The sequence below is a fragment of the Tardiphaga sp. 285_C5_N1_2 genome, assembly GCF_052076065.1.
GTDB lineage: Bacteria > Pseudomonadota > Alphaproteobacteria > Rhizobiales > Xanthobacteraceae > Tardiphaga > Tardiphaga robiniae.
Genome location: NZ_CP197241.1, coordinates 1,229,268 through 1,253,712, shown reverse-complemented (window position 1 = coordinate 1,253,712; position 24,445 = coordinate 1,229,268). Strand labels below are relative to the sequence as shown.

The following is a 24,445-nucleotide window of genomic DNA, read 5'->3' as shown; positions in this document are numbered from 1 at the left end:
GTGTAACGGACACGATCAGATCGGATAGTGCTGCGGGCCGGTCTCGATGGTGATCCATCGCAGTTCGGTGAATTCGGCAATGCCGGCCTTGCCGCCGAACCGACCGTAGCCCGACGCCTTCACCCCGCCGAACGGCATCTGCGCTTCGTCATGCACGGTCGCGCCGTTAATGTGGCAAATGCCGGACTCGATCCGCTTGGCGACTTCCAGCGCCCGGGCGATATCGCGGCCGAACACCGCCGCCGATAGTCCGTATTCGGTATCGTTGGCAACGCGCACGGCTTCGTCCACGCCATCGACGCGCACGACACTCACGATCGGCCCGAATGACTCCTCATTGTAGATCCGCATCGTCGAGGTAACGTGATCGAGTACTGTAGCCGACATCAGCGTGCCATCGACGCTGCCACCCGCCACAACACGGGCACCCTTGCCCACGGCGTCCTTGATCAGCGCCTGCATGCGATCCGCAGCATCCTTGCCGATCAGTGAACCGAGCGGTGTATCGCCCTTGCGCGGATCGCCCGCGACTAGGCTACCCGCCTTGGCCGCGAGCTTAGCCACGAAGGTGTCGGCGATCTTCTGATCGACAACAAGCCGCTCGGTGGACATGCAGATCTGCCCCTGGTTCATGAACGCTCCAAAGGCCGCGGCCGCCACTGCTGCATCGAGATCAGCATCGTCGAGCACCACCAGCGGCGCCTTGCCGCCGAGTTCAAGCAGCACTGGCTTGAGATATTTGGCGGCGGTCTCTGCGATGATGCGGCCGACGCGGGTCGAACCGGTAAAGTTGATCCGGCGCACGGCGGGATGCGAGATCAGTGCATCGATCAGCGCGGGCGCATCTTCCGGCGCGTTGGTGATCACATTAAGTACGCCAGGCGGCAGACCGGCCTCGCGCAGACACTCGCCGATCAACCGATGTGTGCCCGGGCAGATTTCCGATGCCTTCAGGATTACCGTATTGCCGCAGGCCAGCGGCAGCGCCACAGCCCGCACGCCCAGAATGACCGGCGCATTCCACGGCGCGATGCTGAGCACGACGCCCGCGGGCTGGCGGATCGCCATCGAGATGCAGCCGGGCTTGTCCGATGGAATGACCTCGCCGGAAATCTGCGTCGTCATCGATGCCGCTTCGCGCAGCATGTTGGAGGCGAGATGAACGTTGAAGCCGGCCCAGCCGGCAGTCGCGCCGGTTTCCGTCGCCATCAAGGCAATGAAATCAGGCGCCTTGCTGGCAAGGATATCGGCCGCCTTCAGCAGGACGGCGCGGCGTGCGCCCGGGCCGGTCGCCGACCACGCAGGGAAAGCAGCGGCGGCAGCATCGGCAGCGCGCTTGGCATCGGCGATTTGGGCTGCCGCGGCGCGCGAGGCGATATCGCCGGTCATCGGATTGAGACGATCGAATGTCGCGCCGTCGATGGCCTGCACGTCCTGGTTCTCGAGCAGCAGATTGATCTGGTTCATGATGATGTCCTCCGTTGGATGTTTCTTTGAATTTCAAGCCGCGCCGCTGGCGAGCCCGCCGAGATAGGCGCGGCGCACGGCGTCGTCGGATTGCAGGGCTGCGGCGGTGCCGCTGCCGGTGATCTTGCCGTTCTCGATCAGATAGCCGCGATCGGCGATAGCCAGACTCTCGCGTGCGTTCTGTTCGACCAGCAACAGGCCGACGCCGGTCTCGCGCACCTTACGCAAGGCGGCGAACAATTCCCGCACCAGCAACGGCGACAGACCGAGCGACGGTTCGTCGAGCAGAAGAATGTCGGGGTTCGACATCAGCGCACGACCGATTGCTACCATCTGCTGCTCGCCACCGCTCATGGTGCGCACGGTCTGCGCCAAGCGTTCGCCAAGCCGCGGAAACAGCGTCATCACCTTGGCACGCTGCGCTGCCTCGACCGCCCGCGCACGCTTCGGGTTGGCGCCGAGCAACAGGTTTTCGGCCACTGTCAATTCGCCGAACACGCCGCGACCTTCCGGCACCAGCGCAAGCCCGGCTTCCACGATCTCATGAGGCGGCAGACGGGACAGATCACGACCGGCGAGTTTGACGATCTTGGCTGGTGACGGCAGCAAGCCGGCGATGGCTTTGAGCAACGATGACTTGCCCGCGCCATTGGCGCCGAGAATGACAATGATCTCGCCGCGCTCGACATGGAGCGCCGCATCGCTCAGCGCGTGATGCTGGCCATAGGTGACGCTGATATTGGAGACCTCAAGCATCCGCCGGCACTCCCAGATAGGCTTCGATCACCGCGGGGTCGCTCAGCACAGCAGCTACAGGCCCTTCTGCAATCTTGCGGCCACTGCTCATGACCACGCAACGATCGCAGAGCGAACGGATCGCATCCATCACATGCTCGACCAGCAGGATCGACAGCCCCTCCTGTTTGAGCGATCGGATCAGCTCGATCCCGATCAGCAATTCGGACGGGTTCAGACCGGCGAGCCATTCGTCGAGCAGCAGCAGGCGCGGCTGCAGCGCCAGCGCGCGTGCCAGTTCAAGCCGCTTGCGGTCGATATAAGTGAGCTCCGATGCGGGCCGTCCGCCAAATCCGGCGAGACCGACCCGCGCGAGCAGGCCGGCCGCAGCCGCAGCCATCGCGTCGCGTGCAAGCGGCGCATGATGAAAGGCCAGCCCGGCCTCCACATTCTCCCCGCAGGTCATGCCGTCGAGCACGCGCACCAGTTGGAACGTACGCGCCAAACCGAGTCGCGCGATGCGATGGGTCGGCCATCCCGCGATGTCATGGCCAGCAAAAGCGATCACGCCCGTATTCGGCGACAGCACGCCGGAGATCAGGTTGAGCGCCGTGGTCTTGCCGGAGCCGTTGGGACCGAGCAGCCCGACGATCTCGCCGGCATGCACCGTCAGGTCGATTCCGTTGACGGCGACGAGACCGCCAAAGGCGCGGGTCAGGCCTTCGATGCGAAGCACCGGCATTGCACTGGCGGTCATGCCTGTGCTCCCCGCACGTTCGAGGCTGAGGGTCGCCAGGCTTTGAGCTTCTCCCAGAGGCCGACGACACCCGACGGCAGCGCATAGACGATCAGCAGGAACACCACGCCCATGATCAGGGTCGATGTGCTGGGAAAGCGCGCGGACAGAAAGTCGAACAACAGCGTCAGCGGAATGGCGCCGAGCGCTGGGCCCCATAACCGATGCGCGCCGCCGAGCAGTGCCATGATCACCACTTCGAACGAAATGGTCGCGTTGAAGGCGATCGACGGCTCGATATAGGTGAAGCGCGGCGCCATGATCGCACCGACCAGCGTCATGAAGGTGGCCGTGATGGTGAACAGCGCAACCTTGGCGATGGTGACATTGATGCCGCAATGCCGTGCTACAGTCTCGTCTTCGCCGATGATGCGCAGTGCGAAGCCGAAGCGCGAGCGGGCGATCAGCCAGCCGGAGCCGAACACGATGACGGCAAGCGCCAGCAGCTGCCAGTAGATGTCGTTCTGGGTGATATCGACAAAGACGTAACGCCCGAGCACGCGGGTCTTGTTGACCTCGTACCAGACCACGATCTGGCGCACGAGTTCGGCGAGACCGAAGGTGAAGATGACGAAATGCACGCCGCTCAGCCGCAGCGTCGACAAGCCGACAATGACGGCCATGACCGCGCCGATCACGGCCGCAATCAGCAGCACCAGCGACCACGGCAATTGTTCGCCGAGAACAGCGACCGTGTATGCACCAACGCCGAAGAAGGCTGTGGTCGCCAGCGACACATAGCGCGTCGGGCCGGAGAACATGCCCCAAGCCGTCGCCAGCACCGTGAATTGCAGGAGACTGATCGCGAGCGCGAGGTGATAGGCATCGACAATCATCGGGACGAATGCGAGCGCAACCACGGCTGCGAGGCAGATCGCGCCAGTCGTCATTTGGGTACGGCTCATCGCTGCGCCCTCCCGAAAATGCCGGCCGGCTTCACCAGCAGCACACCGAGGAACAGCGCGAAATTCACCGCAAGCGTCAGGCCGGGATCGATGAAGGTCGCCACCAGCGCTTCGCTCAATCCTAGCGCCAGTCCGGCGACGAGACAGCCCAGCAAATTGCCGACGCCGCCCATCACGACCACGATCAGCGCCTTCATGGTGAACACCACGCCGGAAGTGGCGCTGAAGGTCAGGAACATGCTGATCAGCACGCCGGCAGACGCCACCAGCGCGCCGCCGAGCGCAAAGGCCAGCGCCGATGTCCTGGTGACATCGATGGCAACAAGCTGCGCTGCGATGGGATCGACGGCTACGGCGCGGATGGACGTCCCGATCCGTGTGCGGGTCAGCGTCAGATAGAGCGCAAGGCCGACCACGACCGCAAGCCCGAATGCAATCAGGCGATTGAGTGCCAGCACCTCGCCGACGATCTTCACAGGAATGGCGAGGAACGAATAGCTGAAGTAAGCACCACCGAACATGGTCAGCATGATGCCCTGCACGATGAACATCATGCCGAAGGTGGCGAGAATGCTGTCGACCTCAAGGGCGTCGCGGGTGCGCGCGCGGCGCACCAGCGGCGTGAGCAACACGCGGTACAAGAGATAGCTGATGCCGAAACTGACCGGAATGACAAATGCCAGTCCTGCGAGCGGATTGAGCGCCCAGCCGGTAAACAGCCAGTAGGACGCAAAGGCCGCGCCGATCAGGAACTCGCCATAGGACAGGTTCATGATCCGCGCCACGCCATATTGCAGGGTGAGCCCCATGGCGATCAGCGCGTACATGCCACCCAGCACGAGGCCGGTGAGAACCGCGTTTGTCATTCTGTCAGACCAGATACGGGAGGGACGCGATCACTGCGCCTTCCATGCCGGCTTCGGCACGACCGGCGCACGCGCGCCTTCGTTACCCGACGGGCCGACGCCATAGAACTCGCCGTCCTGCCACTGCCCGACCCACCAGTATTTGGTCGGCATGTTGTTCTCGAGCTTCACCTTGCCGATCACGGTGTCGAAGGTGCCGCTCTGCAGATCCTTGATGACCGCAGCGCGATCGACCTTGCCAACCCGCTCGATCGCCTGCTGCAGCATCTGCAACCCGGCGTAGGTGACCGCACTGGCCCAGCGATCCGGCTCCGCGCCATTCGCCGCCGACGCCTTGTGCCGCGCCAGATAGTCCTTGATGGCCGGGCTGTCGCCATTCCAGCCGCCGATGCCCATCACGCCTTCCGCGTTGGCGCCGAATTTCTGCTTGAACAGCGGGAATGCAGTGCCGACACCGGTGTAGAAGATCTTCGGATTGAAACCGGAGATGCGTGACTGTTCAGTGATCGCGATCGTGTCCGGCGGATAACTGAAGGCGATGAACACGTCGGGGTTCAGCGCCTTCACCTCATTGATGATCGGGCTGAGATCCTGGGTGCCGACCGGGTAGGTCTTGTCATAGGCAAGTTTGAACTTGGCGGCTGTAAGAGCTGGTCTGGCGGCACCAGAGAGATCGATGCCGAAGCCGTCGGCGATGCTGGCCATCGCCACGGTGTCGCCGATCTTGCCTTCGGTGCGCAGCTTCACCAGCAGCTCAACCAGCGTCTTGGCAGCATCGGCGCTGGTGCCGAGCAACCAGAAACTGTTGGGCCAGCGCTTGGCCAGTTCGGGCGCACGGTCGGTCACGGCCGTCGATGCAATGTGCGGATAGCCGGCCTTGTTCAGGATCGGTCCGACCGCGAGATTCAGGCCGGTACCCCAGGGCGGCAGGATAAAATCGACCTTGTCCTGGGTGATCAGCCGCTCCAGCGCCTTGGCGGCTTCCTCGGCGCTCGACCGGTCGTCATACTGGACGACCTCGATTGGGACGCGCTTGTCGCCGAGCTTGAGCCCGCCGGCGGCGTTCACTTCCTTCACCCACAGCTCGTAGTTGGGAATCGTCGTTACCGCGGCGCCGCCGGCGGCGGGGCCGGTGCGCGAGATGGCATAACCGATCTTGACCGACGTCTGGGCCTCGGCTGCACCGTCCCACCCGACGAACGCCGCACCGGCCACTGCGAGTAGTCCCGCCGCAAGGCGCTTGACTGCTGACACCATGTTATCCTCCCCGAATTCTTTTCACCGACGCCTTGTGGCGTTCGATGGCCGGAGACTAGTCCAGCGTTTGGGGCTGGGAATTGGACGCATCCGGGGAAAGATTGTATTGATCCGTGTAGGCGAGCTATTTCACGCGACGGATTGTCCCAGTGCTTGAGACCGCGCACATCGTTTCGGGTCCCACCGGCTTCGCGGAGAAGCCGCTTCCGGCACTGCATGCGGAAAGATTCGCACCCGGACTGGCGCCGCGCAGCTGGATCATCCGGCAGTCGGTTGCCAGGCGCTCGCACCTGCTGGTGATCGAAACCCGGCGCGGCACCGCCACGATGCGCGGCACCACGGTTGCCATTCAGTCCCCCGGCCTGTTGTGGCTTCCCGGCGATCACGAAGGCACGTTGGAAGTCGAAGCCGGCGCACAAGGCTATCTGATTTCAGTGTCGGACGATGTCCTCACCCGCACCGTCGCCGGCAGTGCCGAGGCGCTGCATCTGCGGCGAACCATCGACCGGCTGGTCCTGCGCGAAGGCACGCAACTCGCGACGACTTTTGCGGCCATCACGGAATCCTGCAGCACGCTGGTGCGTGAGTTGAATACGCCGGGCCGCGGCAGCGCGACGATGACATCGACGCATGTGTTGTTGCTGTGCCTCCACATCTGGCGCTCGGTGATTTCGGAGGAAGCCCCCGACGATGCTGCACAGCGCGGCGACGGCCCGCGCCTCGTCGGCAATTTCCTGCAGATGGTCGAACTGCATTATCGCGACGGCTGGCCCATCGCACGCTATGCGGCTGCACTTGGCGTCACTGACGACAAGCTGCACGCACATTGCAAGCGCGAGAAGGGCTACAGCCCGCGCGCCATCGTGCATCAGCGCCTGATTCACGAAGCCTGCATGCGGTTGCGGCAGCTCGATCTGCCGGTCGAGCAGATCGGCTATGGCCTCGGCTTCCGCGATCCCGGGTATTTCAATCGCTTCTTCCGCAAGTATCAGAATGCGTCGCCAGGCGCCTATCGGCGTCGCGCGCGGCTTGATCCAAGTCAGCACGGCCCGTCCTATGCGGCCTGGCCGTAACTGTCCCACGCTCGATCAGTGCTGTATCTCTTTGAAACCTGCGTGATCAATTTGAAACAGCGCGCGTTAAGCATGACTCGATATTGAATCGGGGTCACAATATCCATTTCCGCGCTCTGTTTCAGATGTCACTTCAGGACGCCGTTCACCATTAGGCCCGAAGCGCTGGTGAAAAGTGCCTACGAGATCGTCGTCGACGTAGGATTGCACCCATAAGACGCATGCGACGGCGCCAATTACCGACTCCAGGTGGAGCGGAATACTACTTGGCGCGGCAGGGCTGCATTTGCTCGACTGTGTCCGAGTGTTTCCGCTGATATGCCTTATCGCGAAGGCAAAATCTTAGACGTTGTGCTGGTGACAAAAGCCTGCGAAAGCAGGATATTGATGAAATTGCGACTTATCAGCGCACCTACGGTATTGGCGTTCACCCGTTTTCATAGTGTCGGCCCATGACCATCGAGATCGTCCAGATCGTCCAGGAGTTGAGTTCGGTCGGCGGCGTTGAAAGCGTGGCCAGCGAACTCGCATGCGCATTCAGTCGCGCCAAAATCGCCAACACAGTTCTCGCCAGCGCCGTCGGCGACAAGGCAACGCCAGGTACGCGCATCGAGCGCGTCGGCGCCTGGCTTTCGCACATCAAGACGCGCGGCATCCTGCGCTATCTTGGTCGCGCTTTTGTCGTTCCCACCTTCACATTACTGGCGACGCGCGCCGCCTATCATCATCCCAAGGCCGTCATCATCAGCCACGGCGACAGCCTGACGGGCGACGTGTTGGTCGTGCACGCGGTCAACGCGCAGAGCCTCGCCGAAAAGCGCAACGCCGGCTCCTGGTCATGGATGCTGAATCCCATGCATCTGTGGGTGGCCCTGCGTGATCGCTGGATGATCGGCGGCCTGCGCTATCGCATGTATGTCGCGGTCTCGCCGCGCGTCGCAACCGAACTGCAACAGATCTACAAGGTGCCCGCGTCGCGCATCCGCGTGATCCCCAACGGCATCGACCTCAATCGCTTCGCCCGCGACACCGCGGCCGGTCTCAGGATCCGTCAGGAATTCGGCATCCCGGTGGACGCAAAGCTGCTTCTGTTCGCCGGCCATGAATTCCGCCGCAAGGGTCTGGCACATGCCATCGGCGCGCTCGAACGCCTGGGCCCCGATGTCTGGATGCTTGTGGTGGGCTCGGATAATCCCGCGCCCTATCGCAAACTGGCGACAACCTCCGCCGATCGGCTGGTCTTCGCGGGATCGCGTACCGATATGCCGGCCCTCTACGCTGCGGCCGACGCCTTTGTACTGCCGACTGCCTATGAAACTTTCTCGCTGGTCTGCATGGAAGCCATGGCCTGCTCGACGCCGGTTTTTGCAACGCCGGTTGGCGGCATCGAGGATTACCTTGTAGACGGCGTGAACGGTTATCAGATCAAGATGGACGGCGCAGATATCGCCGAGAAGATCGCGATGGCCTTCTCCGATCCGGCAGCGCTGGCGCGGCTGTGCGAAGGTGCACATGCCACGGCGCTGAATTACGGCTGGGATTATGTCGGTTCGCGCTACATCGAGCTGCTGGAGCAGGTGCAGGCGTCGAAGAACGAATTTGCACCGGCCGCTATGGCGGTCGGCGCCTGATCGCAAGCGCCTGCTTCAAGGGCGCGGCCGATCAGCCCCCCGCTTTGCATCGGCGGCCTGCTGGCAGGCCGACACCAGCGCATTCGCCACCACCTCGTAAGTAAAACGCGTCAGCACGTTGTCGCGCGCGGCCGCGCCGCGGTCCAGCAACTGCTGCGGGTGGGCAGCAAGCCGATCCAGCAGTGTCGCCAGTGCATCGGGATCCCGTTCGGGAATAGTCCAGCCGCCCTTGCCGACAACATCGGGAATAGCGCCGCCCGTCGAACCGATCACCGGCACGCCGCAAGCCTGCGACTCGACGATCACCCGGCCGAACTGCTCACGCACGGCGTTGGTGGTGCGCGTCAGCAGGATCATTGCATCGAGACCGCTCAGGAATGACGCGACATCGGCCGGTTTGCCCCAGCCCCGGAATGTGACGCGGTCGGTCAGTCCCAGTTCGTTGACGCGCAGTTTCAACGCAGGCTCATGCGGACCTTCGCCCATGATCGCCAATGTCACATCCGCCGTGGCGCGTTTCATCGCGTCGAGCGCGTCGTCGAGACCCTTCTCCTCGACGAGACGCCCGACATAGCCGATGCGTAGTCCCTGCCCGGGCGCAATCGGCGCCTGGCGCGCGCCGGTCTGATTGAAGGTCGCGAGATCGACGCCATAGCCGATCGGCGACGCTGGGCCGGTATAGCCCCGCGCACGGACGACTGCTGTCGCCTCCGGACTGCGCGAGAGGATATGATCCGTATTCCGCAGCACGTCCTTGCGGATGAACTCGAATGGCGGCGGCAAGCGCTTCAGGATGTTCTGATCGACTTCCAGGACCATCGCGGCGCGGCCCTTGAGGATGCGCGCCTGCATCGCAACGACGCTCCACGGCTCTTCCCAGAGATGGATCACATCGGGATCGACCTCACGGATGAGACGCCGCAAGCCCGGATAAAAATGCAGATACCAGCTCATCGGGCCGGCGCGCGGCAAGCGGATCGGCATCACATGCACGGTCATTCCGGGATCGTCGGATGGATCCGCAATAATCGTACGGCCGAACTGATACCACGTAGCCGGAACGACGAGATGCATATCGACGTCATCGCGCCCGACGAGTGGATAGTATCGCAGACGCCCCGCATCGCGGCTGACGGCGGAATGTGCAATCGAGAGGACCTTGAGGCGACGACTGCTAGACACGCCCCGTCATCCTCGCGGCCACACCCGTCAGGCCAGACAGATGGAGCTCCATGGTCGCGAGACTGCGATCCGCGCCGTTGATCGTGCAGCGTGGCAGGTTGTAGGCATCCTGGCCGTTGCGCACGAGGCCCTTGCGCGTTGTCGCTGCACTCGCATAACCGGCATCGCGCGCGATCGCGAAATCGCGCGGACCGCAATCGCCCGAACGTCCATAGGGAAATGCGAAATGCCTGGCGGGAATGCCAAGGCGCTCGACCAACCGGTCACGGCTACCCTTGAGTTCGAAGCGTGCCCCATCCGGCGACAACGACGAAATACGGGCATGCGTCACGGTGTGGCCGCCGATCTCCACCAACGGATCGTCGCGCAACTCTTCGAGCATCTCCCAGGTGATCGCATGCTTCCAGTGCATCACGTCGATGTCGACACCATTGAGCTCGCAAAACTTCTTGTAAGAAGCCGCAGCCTGCGGACCGTCCCAACGCTCTGCAACACGATGGAACGCCGCACGCTTGGCGTCAGACGTCGGCACGTCGATCGCACCATCTTCGAGAATGACCCGGTCGTTGTTGAGCAATGTATCTTCCAGACCTGCGGCCCATAGCGGAAGCGTGCCGTCAGGAATGCCCGTCGTGACAAATAACGTCACCGGCACGTTGTGACGGCGAAACAGCGGCACGATCTCCTCATAGGTATCGCGATAGCAATCATCGACAGAGAAGTTGACGAAGCGATCGTTGGACTTTCTGGCCTTCGAGCGCTGGATCGCTTCTTCCATCGTCACGACATCCCAGCCGCGTTGCTTCAGATGCGACAGGAACTGATCGAGAAAATTCGTATCGAGATAGAAATCGCGGTTCGGCAGTTTTTCCCAGGCCCGAGCGGAGGCGCCGCGATGAAAGGTCATTAGGCAACCACGCGTGCCCATGAACATATCGGCAGCCATGCTGATCGGGCGAACCAGCGCTTCGGAAGACGCCATGCGTCGGGCGGCGCTGGATAACAGGTGCTTCATCGAAAAGTCCTCAGACGATCAAGGCACTCTCTAATACAAAAACACATATCAAAATCACAAGCGCCCCCGGACGCGCGCAAATGCCGCAATGTAAACGCCCGGCATCAGCATCGCGACAGACAGCGCAAGGCAGACCAGATAAGCAAAACCACCAGCGAAAAGCCGCTGCCACGGGCCCGTCAGAACCTCATGAATTTGCCAGCTGAAGAGTGCCATCAGCGCTGCCGGGAAACACGCGAGAAACATCAGGTAGAGCAGCTTGCGCCGGGACCCCAGGACGATCATGACGCCAGCCAGAAGAACGATACCACGGGCGGCTTCACCCAGTCCAAGCAACAAGGTGCCCCATTCATGCGCCGTGGGCAGGTATGAGGTGAGAAGGTTAACTACGATATTAACCAGATAGGCAGTGACGATGATGGCAGCGGCCGCAAAATTCCGGCCTGCGCCATTGAGGATGCGGATCAGGATCCAGCCAAGCGTCGCAGCCCATAGGCCAAGTGCGATGCCGCGCAAGGCCTGACTGGTCAGGAACAGCGCCTGCTCGTTGAAGGCGCCGCGCAGAAAAACCAGCCGCACGATCTCCGGCGCGAACATGGCGAGAAAGACCGATGCCGGCACCGCGAGTGCGAGAATAGGCCGAGCGATCCCTTCGATCTGCGCGCCGACGTCCTTCGGCGGGTGGCTGGACAACACCGCCAGCCCGACTGGCTGACTGATCAGCAGCAGCGCGCTTTCGGTCAGCGTGCGTGCATAGTCCAGCGAGGCCACCGCACCGGTCCCGACCCGCGATGCCAGCAGGCGTTCGATCCAGACATTGGCCTGTTCGGCGACCGGTAGCGCGAGCAGCGGTCGCAGCCGACGAAAGAATTCGCGGCCTGACGCCAGCACCGATGACAGCGACAGGCCCTTGAAGCTGAGCACGCCCTCGCGCCACATCGTGTAGAGCCCCCAGGCGCCGAGCGCGTTGAAGGCAATCGAGAACGACCAGGCCAGCGTATGGAAGTTGCCCGACACAGCGACCAGTGCGATGCCCATCAGCACGGCGACGTTCAGGATGCTGGCGCGGATATTCGTCAGACGCGTCCGACCGAGCGCGATTTCCCCGGCGGCCAGCACGTTGATCATCGCCGAGGCCGGCATGCCCAGCGCCATGATGCGAATGAAGTCGAGAGTGAGGCTACGCCCCTCCGCCGAAAAGCCGCCGACCAGCGCGTCCACAGCCCGCTCGCCGAGCGCCTGTAACCCAACCATCAGGATCATGGCGATGCCGGTGATCGCCACCGTCATGGCGCCAAGGCGTTGAGGTCCGTTGCCGTCCTTCAGCGCATCCCGGTGCATTGGGATCATTACGGCGGGGACGGTTTCGTTCTGCAGAAAGGCCAACGGCAGCATTACCGCCGTGATCGCACCACGAAAACCGTCCGCGACCAGCGAAGCGCCAAGCACTTGCGCCATCAGGATCTCGCGGCCGAAACCCAGCAGCTTGCTGGTCAGCGCACCGCTGATGAGAATTGCCGTAAACTTCCGCGTCGAGTGCCGGGCGCCGCTCATAAGCGCGCCGCTACGGCCCGATCAGGGGCCGTCCAGGAACTCAAATTGCAAACTGAGCAGCGATGCGCGGTCACACGGGCGCTCCCGCGGCCGCTCGCCCGATCAGGTTTGAAACGGTCTGCAGCATCTGATCGACGCTGTAATGCGAGCGCGCCCGCGCTTCGGCATAGTGTAACTGGCTCGCCAGTTCAGGCGGGCGCGACATGACCTTGGTAATAGCGGCGGCCAGCGCCTCGGCATCCCCGGGCGGCACCAGCGTCCCGGCCTTGCCGGCTTCGAGAATATCAGACGCCGCACCGGCATCCGTGGCAATTACAGGCACATCCGCGAGCATGGCTTCGACAAGCGTGCGACCGAAGGGTTCGGGATCGATCGACGGATGGATCATCGCATCGACAGCGCGCATCAGCCTCGGCACGTCGCTGCGCTGGCCAAGGAAATGCACGCGATCGCCAAGACCGAGATCCGCCACCATCCGGTTGAGCTTCTCGGCATAAGGCTCTTCGCCAAACAGCGCAGCCCCTGCAATAATACAGCTGACGCCCGGCGTCTTTACCAGAGCCTGCAACACGATATGCTGGCCCTTCCAGGCCGCGAGGCGGCTGAAGACGCCGACGAGCGGTCCTTCAGGCAATTTCAACTCGCGCCTGATCTCAAGCGGCGTGCTGGCGTCCGGCGGCACATCAAGACCGTTGGGCACGATCGCGACCAGCTCCTTGCGGCCACCTTGCGCAATGAAGGCATCTGCAGCAGCTTGCGAAGGAACGACCACTTTTGCCGTACAATAATTCGCCAGCGCCACCTGCACGCGGCGCTGCGTGGCGCCGAAATGCTCACTGCTGATGATATCGTGCAGGTGCCAGATCAGCGGACGCCGCGCCAGCGTGGCGGCGACGGCCGATAACACAAAGGCCTTCTGCGAATTCGCATAGATGACGTCATGACGGCGCGCCTCGCGCGTCAATTCGGCAATGATGGCCCCGAGCCGACCAATCAGCGGAAAGGCTTTCAGGATTGAGCTGTCGCGCCTGACATCCGAGAGCCCCTCGCCCCAGCGCGACACACGCACCTTCAGGCCCTTGGCTGCAAGCGCCTGATGCAGCGGGCCATCCTCGAACAGGAAGGCCGCCTCGCCCGCCCATGGCTGAACGAGATCGATCAGAACGAGTTCAGCGCCGGAGATCGAGCCCGTATGGCAGACGAACAGAACGCTGGGAGCGGGCATCACGTCGCTCCGGCATAGGCATTATTCGAAACCCGGTCTGTGCCGCTCGGCGTATTGGCGTCCGGCATCATCGTGACGGCTATGCCGAAGACGCTGCCGCCCGCGACACGGATCGCGCTGGATGTCGCCACTGCCTGCCCGATCGACGAGCGGCCGGAACGCATGCAGAGCAGTACGCCGTCGACCTGCCTGGCCAGCACGCCCAGATCGGTCTGGATGCCCGGCGACGGCGCGTCGATCAAGACGACGTCGTAGATCTGGCTCCAGAGCAGGAGATCGCCGAGCGGTTTACGCATCAGCAATTCGGCGGATGCCGAGAACGGCCCGGCAGGAATGACGTCGAGATTGGGAGTCGCGGCGCGGACCACCGCTTCGCGCGGCGTGATGTCGCCGCGCAGAATTCCCTGCAGCCCCATGCTGCTGCGCAAGCCCAAGGCTGTTTCGAACTTCGGCGCGCCGAAATCGCATTCGATCACCAGCACGCTGCGGCCCGCCGTTGCGAGATATTGCGCCAGGGTCAGGGTCAGAAACGTTTTGCCCTCGGCCGTCGTCGGCGACGCGACCAGAATCTTGCGGCGTGTCCTGGCGTCGTTCGACGCGAGCAGGCCCGTCGCCAGATCGCGGAGTGCATCCTGATAGTGCGGATCCTGCAGCGCGAGCGGCAGCGCACGCGACAGCGAGGCGCCGGACTGCGCCGTGAGGATCGCACCGATCGGCGATTCCGATGGATCGCGCTTGACGGTCGGCAATCGTGCCAGAACGGGCGCGCCGGTGACGACGGCCAATTCCGATGACGACGTCGGCAGTGGCGGTCCGGGACGCGGCGTCACGGGGGCAGTCGCCTGAACAGGGGCCGGAGCGACCGGCGCAGCGACTGCGACAGGTGCAGCTACGGCGGCAGACGCAGCGGCGGCAGGCGCGGCTGCACGCACCGGGCGAATAGTTGCCGTCCGCAGCCGGGACAGACCCGCAAGATTGACGCGATCGCCGAAGAAAGCTGCGACGAATGCGAGCAGCAGGCCGAGCGTGCCGCCAGCGGCCAGGAACGGAATTTTCTTCGGGAAAAACGGCTTGGTCGGCAGTTCGGCAAGGCTGACCAGTCGTGTATTGCCAATCAGCACGCGCCGCTCGGTTTCGAGTTCGCTGGCGCGCTTGTAGAGATCGGCATATTGCTGGCGCTTGATCTCGGTGCTGCGCACCATGCTCTCGATCGAGGCTTCGTCCGATGTCGCCGAGCCGACTTCAGCCTTCACGGCATCCATCTGCTTTTTAAGCGCGTTCACGAGGGCATCATTGGCGTCGAACGCCTTCTGCGCGCTGGCGGCAATGCTGGCCACTTCCGTGGCCATGCGCTCCTTGATCGCGGACTGCTCCTGCTCCAGCGCACGCAGCGACGGATGCCGCGGCCCCAGCACATTGGCCTGGCTGGCGAGCTGGGCGGTGACGACCGTGAGCTGCTGCTTGAGATCGGCGATCGAACGGTTCGACAGCACAGACGGCGAGTCGGCAGCGCGCGCCTGATTGGTCTTGATTTCCTGCAGGCGCGCGAGCGCGTCGGCACGCGCGGTCTCGGCGGTCGACAGCTGCTGGCTGATGCTGCTCAGCCGCTCCGAGCTGATCGGCGCCAGCGATCCGCGCATCAGGCCTTTGTTGCGGCGAAATGCCTGGATCTTGGCATCGGCATCCCGCAACTCTGCATCCAGCTGCTTGGCTTCCTTCCAAAGATAGGACGCGGCAACCTCGCGGCTGCTAGCCCCCGATGTCCGCTGCTCGTCGAGAAACGCATTGGTCAGCGCATTCGCCATCTTCTGCGCGACTTCGGGGATCGACGAAGTGTAGGAGATATTGATGACGCGCGAACGTCCGACAGCACCGATCGCGAAATTTCCCGACACATAGTCGATCAGCGCCGCCGTATCGGTCTTCATCTTTTCGCAGGTGGAGCTGCTGCTCCTGCTCTGACACTCTTCAATCGCGGCTTCCGTGACGCCCGGCTGCTGCATGGCGAGCCGCATCACCCGCGGCGAGCGCGCGATCAAGAGCTGGCTCTCGACGTCGGCGGGATCGCCGATCTTCTGCGCCCAGGCGGCCGAGGCGTTGCTGTTGCTGGGCTCCTGCTCGGCGACGATCACCGAACCTGTGGCGAGATAGCGCACGGGCAGCACAACCAGCGCAATGACTGTCAGGATCATCACGCCGAGAAACACCGCGCCGAACAGGCTACGATTGCGCCAAACCCTGAGCAGCGGGCTGTCTCCCGCCGCGCCATCGGCGGCTTCCGTATTCGTAACGATGGCGCGTTTGGTGAACATGCGCGTCAGACTTTACTACGGGGCGCTGGCACCGCACATCCCTGCGCCGTAACGGTGCTCACCCAGCGCAACCACCCATGACCGACCGCGACACGCATACTGAACCCTTTGTCCCCCGAACCACAAATCCACTGCGGGGAGCAGGTCTACTATCCATTCATTAGGGATGTTTTGGTTAAGGGCGGGTTTAAAATGCTAATCAATACCTTTGCGTTGCCCAATTAGTAGGCTGTTACGCATCTCCCCGGGCCGGTGCCGCATTAGCGAGCTAGGTACGTATGGCAGCTTTGGTTGCGAGCCGGAACCAAATCTCGCAGCGGGGCGTTCCGGAACTGCTGCAACCGGAGTTCCCCGATGAGCCTTCTGAAATGGGCGCTGATCTTCTTCCTGATTTCCGTCGCCGCCGGCCTGTTCGGCTTTACCGGCATTTCCGCCGCCACGGCGGATGTCGCACGCGTACTTTTTTATATCTTCCTCGTGATCTGCATCGTGCTGCTGGTATTGGGGATCACGATCTTTCGGGCTTGACGCGCCAGCCGGCGCGCCATTCCGGAATCTAGTGAATGCCGACACCGACCAGCCGATCGACCAGCGCGCGGTCGGCGGTCAGCACATCCGGCGCCCCGCTCCAGCTGGTGCGGCCACGCTCCATCACCATGACGCTGCTCGCGAAATCCAGCGCGCGCTCGATCTGCTGCTCGACCAGAATGATGGTGACTTCACTGGTGGCGGCCAGCTTCGCCAACAATGCCATCAACTCGTCGCAGATCACGGGCGCGAGGCCTTCCAGCGGCTCGTCCAGCAACAGGATCGACGGCTTGCCCAGCAGTGTCCGGGCCATCGACAGCATCTGCTGCTCACCGCCTGACAGCTGCTTGCCGTAATTGCCGCGGCGTTCGCGTAGCCGCGGAAACATCGCATAGGCTTCATCGAGCGCCGACGCCGGCCGCCCCTTCAGCCCGGTGCGCAGATTCTCCTCCACCGTCAGCGAGGCGAAAATGTCGCGGGTCTGCGGCACATAGCCGATACCAAGATCGGCGCGCGCCGAGGTCCGCTTGGCCGTGACGTCCTGGTCGCCGATCCTGATCTCGCCGCCGTGACGCGTCGTCAGGCCCATCAGCGTCGCCAGCAGTGTAGTCTTGCCCATACCGTTGCGGCCGAGCACGGCGAGACGATCACCTGCTTTCACCGAGAACGAAATGCCCTCGATGATCCGCGTCGGGCCGTAGCCGGCGCTCAGGTTCTGGATATCAAGTGGCGCGGCGGGCATCGGCATAGCTCCCCAAATACGCGCGGCGCACTTCGTGATCGGCGGTGACCTCATCGGGCGATCCCTCGAAGATCAACCGCCCGGCCGCCAGCACCAGTACGCGCGTGGCAAACTTGAACACCAGATCCACGTCGTGCTCGATCATCAACACGGCGATATCAGGTGGCAGCCGATTGATCGCCTCAAGGATTTTGGGCGCCTCGTCATGCGGCACGCCGGCGGCGGGCTCGTCGAGCAGGAGCACCTTCGGATGCAGCGCGAGGCCGATGGCCAGCTCGATCAGGCGCTGCTGTCCGTAAGCGAGCTCGACCACCTTGCGATAGGCCAGCCTGTCGAGACCTAGATGGCTAAGGATCTCACTCCACTCGGCACGCACCTCCGGCAGCTCCGTCGAGCTCGAGAAAAACCGCCGCGTGATGCGCTTGCGCTGCATGATCGCCAGCGCAACATTGTCGGCGACGGTGAGATTGGCAAACAGCCGCGTGGTCTGGAACGTGCGCACCAGACCGCGACGCACGCGATCCGGAATGCTGAGACCGGTGATCTCGTCACCGCCCATGAAGAACTGGCCTTCACTCGGCGCGATGTCGCCGGTGATCAAATTGACCAGCGTGGTCTTGCCTGCGCCGTTCGGGCCGATCAGCGCGACGCGGTCGCCGGCAGTCAATTTGAAACTGACGTCGCGCGTCACATGCAGACCGCCGAACGAGCACGACACGCCGCGGGCTTCGAGGAGATTGGTCATGCCGCCTCTCCGTTGCGCTTGAAGCGGGAGGCCAGCGACAGCACCGGTTCGATCAGCCCGCGCGGCGCGAACACCACAATCAGGATCAGCAGCAGGCCGACCAGCGTCATCCAGTGGAACGGATTGGCGGCGGCCACGATGTGCTCGAAGATCATGAAGATGATCGTCCCCGCCAGCGCGCCCCACAGATGCCCGGCACCGCCAAGCACCAGCATCACCAGAACTTCGGCCGATCGTTCGAAGCTGACGCTATCGAGACCGACGACGCCGGTGCTGATCGCCGTCAGCGCTCCACCGATCCCGGCAACGGCACCAGCGACGCCATACATCACGACAAGGCGCGGATAGATCGAGACGCCGATCATCTTGGCGCGCAGATCGTCATCCTTGATGCCGCGGCACATCAGACCGAACGGCGAGCGCACGAAACGCTGCAGCAGCACGAAGACAATGACCAGCACGCCCAGCGAGAACAAAAATGCCGTGCGGCTGTACATGTCGAAATTGAAGATGCCGAACACCTTGCCCGGTGTGATGCCTGACAGGCCGTCGCTGCCGCCGGTCAGCCACGACAGCTTGTTGGCAAGTGCGGCGACCAATTGCCCCACGGCAATCGACAGCACCAGTTGTGGGAGCCCGCGAAACCGCGTGATCAGCGCACCGGAGATCAGCCCCATGACCGTTCCCGCGAATACACCGATCGCCAGCAACGCAATGGGATCGGCGATGCCACGCACGCAAGCAATGCCGGCGGCATAGGCGCCGACGCCGAATTGCGCGGCATGGCCGAGGGTGGCGACGCCGCAATAACCTGTGACCAGATCGAGCGACAGCACCAGGAATGCGATGCCGATCAGCCGCGTCAGGAACGCCAAATCGTCCGGATACAGAAAGTAGCCGATGGCACCGAGCACGATGATACTCAGCGCACCTGCCGCCTCCTGACCGAAGGGAATGCTGCGCTTGTGCGGAACCTGGGTCGCGACGATCTCGCTCATGCGTGCGACCTGCCAAATAGGCCATGCGGAAACAGGAACACGACGACGATCACCGACAGATAGAAGAAGAAATCGCCGAACTCCGGCGCGAGATATTTGCCGGTGGTGTCGGCGAGGCCGAGCAGGAGCGACGCCGACAGAGCACCAAGGATCGAGCCTGCGCCGCCGACGGAGACGACGACGAGGAACGTCACCATATAGCGCAGTGCATAGAACGGTTCGATCGGCAGGATCTCCGCGCCGACCACGCCACCGAATGCGCCGAGCCCGATCGCCAGCGCGAAGGTCACTGCATAGATGATTTCGGTGCGGATGCCCAAGGCGTCCGCCATACCACTATGATCGACCGAGGCGCGTAGCTTGATTCCGAACTCCGTCTTCTCGATCAGCAGCCACAGCGCCAGCGCCGTAACCACGCCGCAGGCGATGACAAAGATGCGATGGGTCGGCAGCATGCGGAAACCGATATCGAGCGGACCACTGAGGGTCTGTGGCAGCGGAATCGATTTCAGCGACGGGCCGAAGATGAAATTGACGATGCCGATGATGAAGAACGTGATGCCGATGGTCATCAGCACCTGAATCAGCGGATCGGACTTCCGGTAGATCCGACGGTACAACAAAATCTCGAACGGGATCGAAACGATGATAGTGCCTACCACTGCCATCAGGATCGCGACGCTGTAATGCACATGCAGGTCGCGGATCGCATAGGAGGCCAGATAGCCGCCAATCATGGCGAAAGCGCCATGGGCGAGGTTCACGACGCGCATCAGCCCCATCATGATGGACAGGCCGATGGAAATGATGAACAGCACCATCCCGTAGGCGACGGCGTCGGTCATGATGCTGAAGACGGTACGCATGATTGATCCTATGCCGAAGCAGCGCCCGAGCGCCATTCCGGAAACTGCGGCATGGCGTCATGGACGACGGCGCCGCGCACCATGGTGAGTAACACCTTCGTCTCTTTCAGAGGGAGGCACTCGGCGGCGAAGGGATCGCGATCAAGGGCGATCAGATCGGCCGCCATGCCCGGCATCAGCGTGCCGCGCCAGTCTTCCTGCCTCATTGCGATAGCGCCACCGACCGTATAGCTGTGAATGGCTTCGCGGACGCTGATGGCTTCCCCCTGCCCGATCGGCACACCGCTGTCCGAGGCGCGGCTCACCGCATCGGCGATGCCATCCCACGGAGACCACGACCCGGTCGGCGCATCTGAGCTTGCGATGTAAGTGACACCCGCGCCGATCACGGAGCGGCCGGGATAGCAACGATCGGCGCGCGGACCGAAGGCGCCGGCAATCGAGCGCCGCATCCGGGTGAGAAAACTTGGCTGGGTGACGACGAGCGCGCCCAATGCCTTCATCCGTGCCAGTCCACCGGCGGGTGGCACGAAGTAATGTTCGATGCGATGCCGGGCATCGGCGCGGGGATACGCTGCCTGCGCCTTCTCATAGGCTTCGATGATGCAGTCGATTCCGCGATCGCCGGTACAATGAACGGCGACCTGCCAGCCGTCCGCATGGGCCTCGGCGATCACGCGCTGCAGTTCGGTTTCATCGCGCATGAACATGCCGCGGGATGGCGTATCGAAGAAATCCTCGCTCACCGCCGAAGTTCGCGCGCCGACGATGCCATCGGCGAAATATTTCAGCGTCATGGACTGCCAGTCGGCGTCGTGCGTCGGCGCCAGCCAACGCGCCGCCGCTTCAGCCGGATCGAGCTGATTCATGAAGCCGAGCCGCATTGGCAGCACATCGCCATTTGCGCGGATCTCGTTCCAGATCGCGAATTCATCATCGAAGCCGACGGTGAATCCGACCGCGGCTTCTACGGCAGCAACAAGACCTAACCTGGCGCTATCGGCAATTGTCGCGCGCAGAGCCGCGGTGAGCTCATTGCGATCCATCGGCGGCGCAGCACGGAATATCAGTTCGGCTGCGCTTTCTTTGGCGCTGCCGTCCAGTCGACCATCCTCGGAGCGCCCGAACGTACCGCCTTCCGGGTCGGCGGCAGCATCGTCGATGCCCAGCAGTCGCAGCGCGGCACTGTTGACGATGGCGACATGACCGCAGAAGCGGCGGATCAGCACCGGGTGATCAGGAATGACGACGTCGATCTCGGCCCGTGTCGGCAGCCGATGCTCGGCCAGTCCATTCTCATCGAGACCCGCGCCGTAGACCCATTTATCACAGGGAATGGCGCGCGCACGCACAATCAGCACATCAAGCACATCGGATATGGTGGGCGCATCGCGCGGCGTCACCGGCACCTGCAGTCGGGCATGGGCGATGGCGAACAGATGAATATGCGCGTCGGTGAGGCCGGGAATGACGGTGGCGCCCGCGAGATCGATCGTCTCGTCGGCGGATGGCGCAACATCCGCTGCACCAATCCAGACCACCTTGCCATCGCTGACGACGATGCTGTCCGCGGGGGCTTCATCCCAGGCAGAACGATAGATGCGGGCGTTGGTGAGCAGAAGCGATGGAGCGGACTTGGTCATCAAGTTGGAAATCTTCGGCGATGATCGATCAAGAGGCTGTCATTCCGGGATGTCTTGTAGGCGGCAAAGCCGCCGGAAGGACAGACCCGGAATCCCGGTGTGGTGATAAACATCGCCAGATTCCGGGTTCGCGATCGCCAAGTGGCGCTCGCGCCCCGGAATGACGGCTCTGCCGTCACTTCGCGCTCAGTGCCCAGTCCGGCTGATCGGCGAAGGTCTGGCTCTCCTTGTTGATCAGCTTGCCGTCCACCTTCTCCACACTGCGCAGATAGACGTTCTGGCGAATATGACGCGTGGTGGGATCGATCGACACCGGACCGCGTGGGCTGACCCACTTCATGTCCTTGACGGCATCGACCGCCTTGGCGGCATCGCGCTTGCCGTCGGTGGCCTCGATCATCTTGTAGATCAGGCGCGCGCCGTCATAGGCCGCGACCGACGTCATGGTGACTTCGTCGAGGTTGCCGCCGCCCTTCTTGATGGTGGCAAGGAAGGCCGCGTTTTCTTTGGAGTCGTGCGACACCGAATAGTGATAGGTCGAGAGGATACCGATGCCGGCATCGCCGATATTCGGCAGATCCGGCTCGGTGACGACGTCACCAGTCGACATCAGCTTGACGCCGCCTGCCTTCAACCCGTTGTCGATATAGGCCTTGACGAAACCCAGCGTCGGCGGGCCGGATGGCAGGAAGGTGAAGATGGTGTCCGCGCCGGAATCCTTGATGCGCTGCATGATCGGGCTGAAGTCGGTGGTGGCGAGCGGAATGCGAACCGCTTCGACCACTGCGCCGCCCTCACCTTCGAACGTCTTCTTGAATGCCGCTTCAGCATCGACACCCGGACCGTAATCGCTGACCGCGATGGCCACCTTCTTGGCGCCGTTCTTCAACGCAATTTTCGCGGCAGGCACGGTATTCTGCCACATCGTGAAGGAGGTACGGACGATATAGGGGCTCTTCTCGACGATCGACGAGGTCGCCGCATTCATCACGATCAGCGGCGTCTTGGATTCTTCCAGCAGCGGCGCGATGGCCATCGCGTTCGGCGTGAAATAGACGCCAGCGAGGTATTGCACCTTGTCCTTGACCAGCAGCTCCTGCGCCAGCGCCTTTGACTTGGCGGGATTCGGGCTCTCTTCATCGCGATAGATGAATTCGACATCATGCTTGCCTGCTTTGGTGCCATGCTCGGCGACCCAGGCGTCGATGCCCATCTTGAAGTTCTTGCCAAACAGCGCGTAAGGGCCCGACATGGTGCCGATCACGCCGACCTTGATGGTGTCGGCGGAGGCCGTGCCGGTCATCAGGCCGAGAATGGCCAGTGCAAGAATGGATTGGCTGCGTCTGTTCATTGCGATTGTCCCCGTTGGAAAGTTAAGAAAACGATTCGGCAAATCTGTATTCAATAAACGTGCCGAGATGGCCCGTTTGATCCGGCGTGAGCGCGCCGAAATGACGCGTCAGAACATCTCGAAATATTCGCGCTGCTCCCAGTCGGAGACTTCCGCCTGGAAGCGATCGATCTCGGCATTCTTGATATGCGTATAATAGTCAACCATCGTCGCGCCCATCTTCTCGCGGAAGAAAGGATCTTCCTTGAGCGCGAAGGTTGCCTCGCGCAGCGACTTTGGCAGCAGATCGGCATTGGTCTCGTAAGGCGTATCGGCTGATGGCCCTGGATCGAGCTTGCGATCGACGCCGTCGAGACCCGAGAGGATCTGCGACGACATATAGAGATATGGATTGGCGGCGGGTTCGCCGACGCGATTCTCGATACGCGTCGCGGAATCACCGGCACCGCCGAGCACACGGAGCATCGCGCCGCGATTGTCGCGGCCCCAGATCGCCCGATCCGGCGCCAGCGAATAGGAGCGATAGCGCTTGTAGCCGTTGATGGTCGGTGTCGTGAACACGGTTGCCGCGCGCGCATGCGTAAGAAGCCCTGCGAGATAGCCCTGCCCGAACGATGACAGCGGCTGCGTGCCCTCGGTCGGCATGAACGCGTTTGCGCCGGTTGCACGCGATACGATCGACTGATGCAAATGCCAGCCAGACGACACGACGTTCGGAATCTTCGGCCGGCACATAAACGTGGCGTGGTAGCCGTGGCGATGGGCGATCTGCTTCACGGCGCTGCGAAACAGCACCATGCTGTCGGCCGGCGTCAGGCCCACCGTCGGCGCGAAAGTGAATTCGCATTGGCTCGGGCCGTATTCGACCTCCACCGAACGTAATGGGAGACCAAGCGCGATCACATCACGCCGGATGATTTCGAGCACCGGCTCCATCTGGTCGTAGCGCTGCTCGGTGAGATAGTTGTAGCCGTGCGAGAGAAGACTGACCTCCGGCGGATTGCCGGGCTGGCCGGCATCCTCCGGCTTCATGCGGTTGTTCTCGACGTTGAAGATATGAAATTCGACTTCAAGACCGGCGACGAAATCGTAACCACGGCTGCCGAGATCGCCGAGCACCTTCTTGTAGAGATTGCGCGTCGCGAACGGCACCGGGCGGCCATCGGCGAAATGCACGTCGCACAGCACCCAGCCGGTTTCCGGCGCCCATGGCAGGATCCGGAACGTGGTCGGATCCGGGATCATCAACACGTCGGCCGCGCCCTGCATTTCAGGAATGCCGAAACCGCCACCGGCGGTGAACACCGGAAATACCGTCTTGTGCGATGTGTCCTTGGCGAACATGGTCGTGGTGATCGAGCAGCCGCTTTCGAGACAGCGCAATGCCTCGCTGGCGATCAGCGTCTTGCCGCGCAGGATGCCGTGCTGATCCGGAAACGACAGCCGGATCACTTCGAGCTTGTGCTCTTCGACCATGCTGCGCAGCCGGACGGCTGCTTCCTTTTGCTCCGCGGACCACAAACCGTGACGTTCAACGAAACTCAACGCACTCTC

The 24,445-nt window shown here is 62.7% G+C and carries 21 protein-coding genes; 3 read left to right on the top strand and 18 right to left on the bottom strand.

Annotated elements, in window-relative coordinates:
• Positions 1-15 precede the first annotated feature (15 nt).
• The 6 genes from AB7951_RS05925 to AB7951_RS05900 are packed head-to-tail and all read right to left on the bottom strand — an operon-like array spanning position 16 to position 6,026.
• On the bottom strand, positions 16-1,467 hold the full coding sequence (locus tag AB7951_RS05925) for an aldehyde dehydrogenase (RefSeq protein ID WP_120291620.1): 1,452 nt from the start codon (positions 1,465-1,467) through the stop codon (positions 16-18).
• 33 nt (positions 1,468-1,500) lie between these two features.
• Entirely contained in the window at positions 1,501-2,223 is a 723-nt protein-coding gene (locus tag AB7951_RS05920; RefSeq protein WP_120291622.1) for an ABC transporter ATP-binding protein, read from the bottom strand.
• Positions 2,216-2,959 carry an ABC transporter ATP-binding protein gene (locus AB7951_RS05915; RefSeq protein ID WP_120291624.1) on the bottom strand — a complete coding sequence of 248 codons (744 nt, stop codon included), beginning with the start codon at positions 2,957-2,959 and terminating at the stop codon, positions 2,216-2,218. The genes AB7951_RS05920 and AB7951_RS05915 overlap by 8 nt, the downstream gene beginning before the upstream one ends.
• Entirely contained in the window at positions 2,956-3,903 is a 948-nt protein-coding gene (locus tag AB7951_RS05910) for a branched-chain amino acid ABC transporter permease (RefSeq protein ID WP_120291626.1), read from the bottom strand. Before AB7951_RS05910 ends, AB7951_RS05915 begins: the two co-directional genes overlap by 4 nt.
• Positions 3,900-4,769 carry a branched-chain amino acid ABC transporter permease gene (locus AB7951_RS05905; protein WP_092144790.1) on the bottom strand — a complete coding sequence of 290 codons (870 nt, stop codon included), beginning with the start codon at positions 4,767-4,769 and terminating at the stop codon, positions 3,900-3,902. Before AB7951_RS05905 ends, AB7951_RS05910 begins: the two co-directional genes overlap by 4 nt.
• Before the next feature lie 30 nt (positions 4,770-4,799).
• On the bottom strand, positions 4,800-6,026 hold the full coding sequence (locus tag AB7951_RS05900; RefSeq protein WP_120291628.1) for an amino acid ABC transporter substrate-binding protein: 1,227 nt from the start codon (positions 6,024-6,026) through the stop codon (positions 4,800-4,802).
• Between the two features lie 149 nt (positions 6,027-6,175).
• Here AB7951_RS05900 and AB7951_RS05895 point away from each other — a divergent pair, with 149 nt between their 5' ends.
• Together AB7951_RS05895 and AB7951_RS05890 are read left to right on the top strand one after the other, a co-directional pair.
• Positions 6,176-7,099, top strand: coding sequence for a helix-turn-helix domain-containing protein (locus AB7951_RS05895; RefSeq protein ID WP_120291630.1), 924 nt, complete (start codon positions 6,176-6,178; stop codon positions 7,097-7,099).
• A 452-nt stretch (positions 7,100-7,551) separates the two neighbouring features.
• Complete coding sequence (locus AB7951_RS05890; RefSeq protein WP_120291632.1) at positions 7,552-8,730, top strand: glycosyltransferase family 4 protein; 1,179 nt, start codon at positions 7,552-7,554, stop codon at positions 8,728-8,730.
• A gap of 15 nt (positions 8,731-8,745) precedes the next feature.
• On the opposite strand, the gene AB7951_RS05885 is transcribed toward AB7951_RS05890, so the two are convergent.
• The 5 genes from AB7951_RS05885 to AB7951_RS05865 form a co-directional block, all read right to left on the bottom strand.
• Entirely contained in the window at positions 8,746-9,912 is a 1,167-nt protein-coding gene (locus AB7951_RS05885; RefSeq protein ID WP_120291634.1) for a glycosyltransferase family 4 protein, read from the bottom strand.
• The gene (locus AB7951_RS05880; protein ID WP_120291636.1) at positions 9,905-10,927 is read right to left on the bottom strand and encodes a polysaccharide deacetylase family protein; all 1,023 of its coding nucleotides are present in this window, start codon (positions 10,925-10,927) and stop codon (positions 9,905-9,907) included. The genes AB7951_RS05885 and AB7951_RS05880 overlap by 8 nt, the downstream gene beginning before the upstream one ends.
• A gap of 54 nt (positions 10,928-10,981) precedes the next feature.
• Positions 10,982-12,481 (bottom strand): lipid II flippase MurJ, encoded by a 1,500-nt coding sequence (locus AB7951_RS05875; protein ID WP_120291638.1) that lies wholly within the window; start codon positions 12,479-12,481, stop codon positions 10,982-10,984.
• A gap of 70 nt (positions 12,482-12,551) precedes the next feature.
• Positions 12,552-13,706 carry a glycosyltransferase family 4 protein gene (locus tag AB7951_RS05870; RefSeq protein ID WP_199712106.1) on the bottom strand — a complete coding sequence of 385 codons (1,155 nt, stop codon included), beginning with the start codon at positions 13,704-13,706 and terminating at the stop codon, positions 12,552-12,554.
• Entirely contained in the window at positions 13,706-16,018 is a 2,313-nt protein-coding gene (locus AB7951_RS05865; RefSeq protein ID WP_120291642.1) for a polysaccharide biosynthesis tyrosine autokinase, read from the bottom strand. The genes AB7951_RS05870 and AB7951_RS05865 overlap by 1 nt, the downstream gene beginning before the upstream one ends.
• Positions 16,019-16,372: 354 nt before the next feature.
• Between AB7951_RS05865 and AB7951_RS05860 the strand changes: the two genes are divergently transcribed.
• Positions 16,373-16,546, top strand: coding sequence for a DUF1328 domain-containing protein (locus AB7951_RS05860; RefSeq protein ID WP_089265352.1), 174 nt, complete (start codon positions 16,373-16,375; stop codon positions 16,544-16,546).
• A 28-nt stretch (positions 16,547-16,574) separates the two neighbouring features.
• On the opposite strand, the gene AB7951_RS05855 is transcribed toward AB7951_RS05860, so the two are convergent.
• The 7 genes from AB7951_RS05855 to AB7951_RS05825 all read right to left on the bottom strand — a co-directional run bounded on the left by AB7951_RS05855 (position 16,575) and on the right by AB7951_RS05825 (position 24,436).
• Entirely contained in the window at positions 16,575-17,288 is a 714-nt protein-coding gene (locus tag AB7951_RS05855) for an ABC transporter ATP-binding protein (RefSeq protein WP_089265716.1), read from the bottom strand.
• A complete protein-coding gene (locus tag AB7951_RS05850; protein ID WP_439061833.1) occupies positions 17,269-18,033 on the bottom strand; it encodes an ABC transporter ATP-binding protein in 765 nt (254 codons plus the stop codon). The genes AB7951_RS05855 and AB7951_RS05850 overlap by 20 nt, the downstream gene beginning before the upstream one ends.
• Positions 18,030-19,031: a branched-chain amino acid ABC transporter permease gene (locus tag AB7951_RS05845; RefSeq protein WP_120291646.1), complete on the bottom strand. Its 1,002-nt coding sequence runs from the start codon at positions 19,029-19,031 to the stop codon at positions 18,030-18,032. Before AB7951_RS05845 ends, AB7951_RS05850 begins: the two co-directional genes overlap by 4 nt.
• Positions 19,028-19,897 carry a branched-chain amino acid ABC transporter permease gene (locus tag AB7951_RS05840; protein WP_120291915.1) on the bottom strand — a complete coding sequence of 290 codons (870 nt, stop codon included), beginning with the start codon at positions 19,895-19,897 and terminating at the stop codon, positions 19,028-19,030. The genes AB7951_RS05845 and AB7951_RS05840 overlap by 4 nt, the downstream gene beginning before the upstream one ends.
• Positions 19,898-19,905: 8 nt before the next feature.
• Positions 19,906-21,540, bottom strand: coding sequence for an amidohydrolase (locus AB7951_RS05835; protein WP_120291648.1), 1,635 nt, complete (start codon positions 21,538-21,540; stop codon positions 19,906-19,908).
• Positions 21,541-21,715: 175 nt separating this feature from the next.
• Positions 21,716-22,891 carry an ABC transporter substrate-binding protein gene (locus AB7951_RS05830; protein ID WP_120291650.1) on the bottom strand — a complete coding sequence of 392 codons (1,176 nt, stop codon included), beginning with the start codon at positions 22,889-22,891 and terminating at the stop codon, positions 21,716-21,718.
• A gap of 108 nt (positions 22,892-22,999) precedes the next feature.
• Complete coding sequence (locus AB7951_RS05825) at positions 23,000-24,436, bottom strand: glutamine synthetase family protein (protein ID WP_120291652.1); 1,437 nt, start codon at positions 24,434-24,436, stop codon at positions 23,000-23,002.
• Positions 24,437-24,445 lie beyond the last annotated feature (9 nt).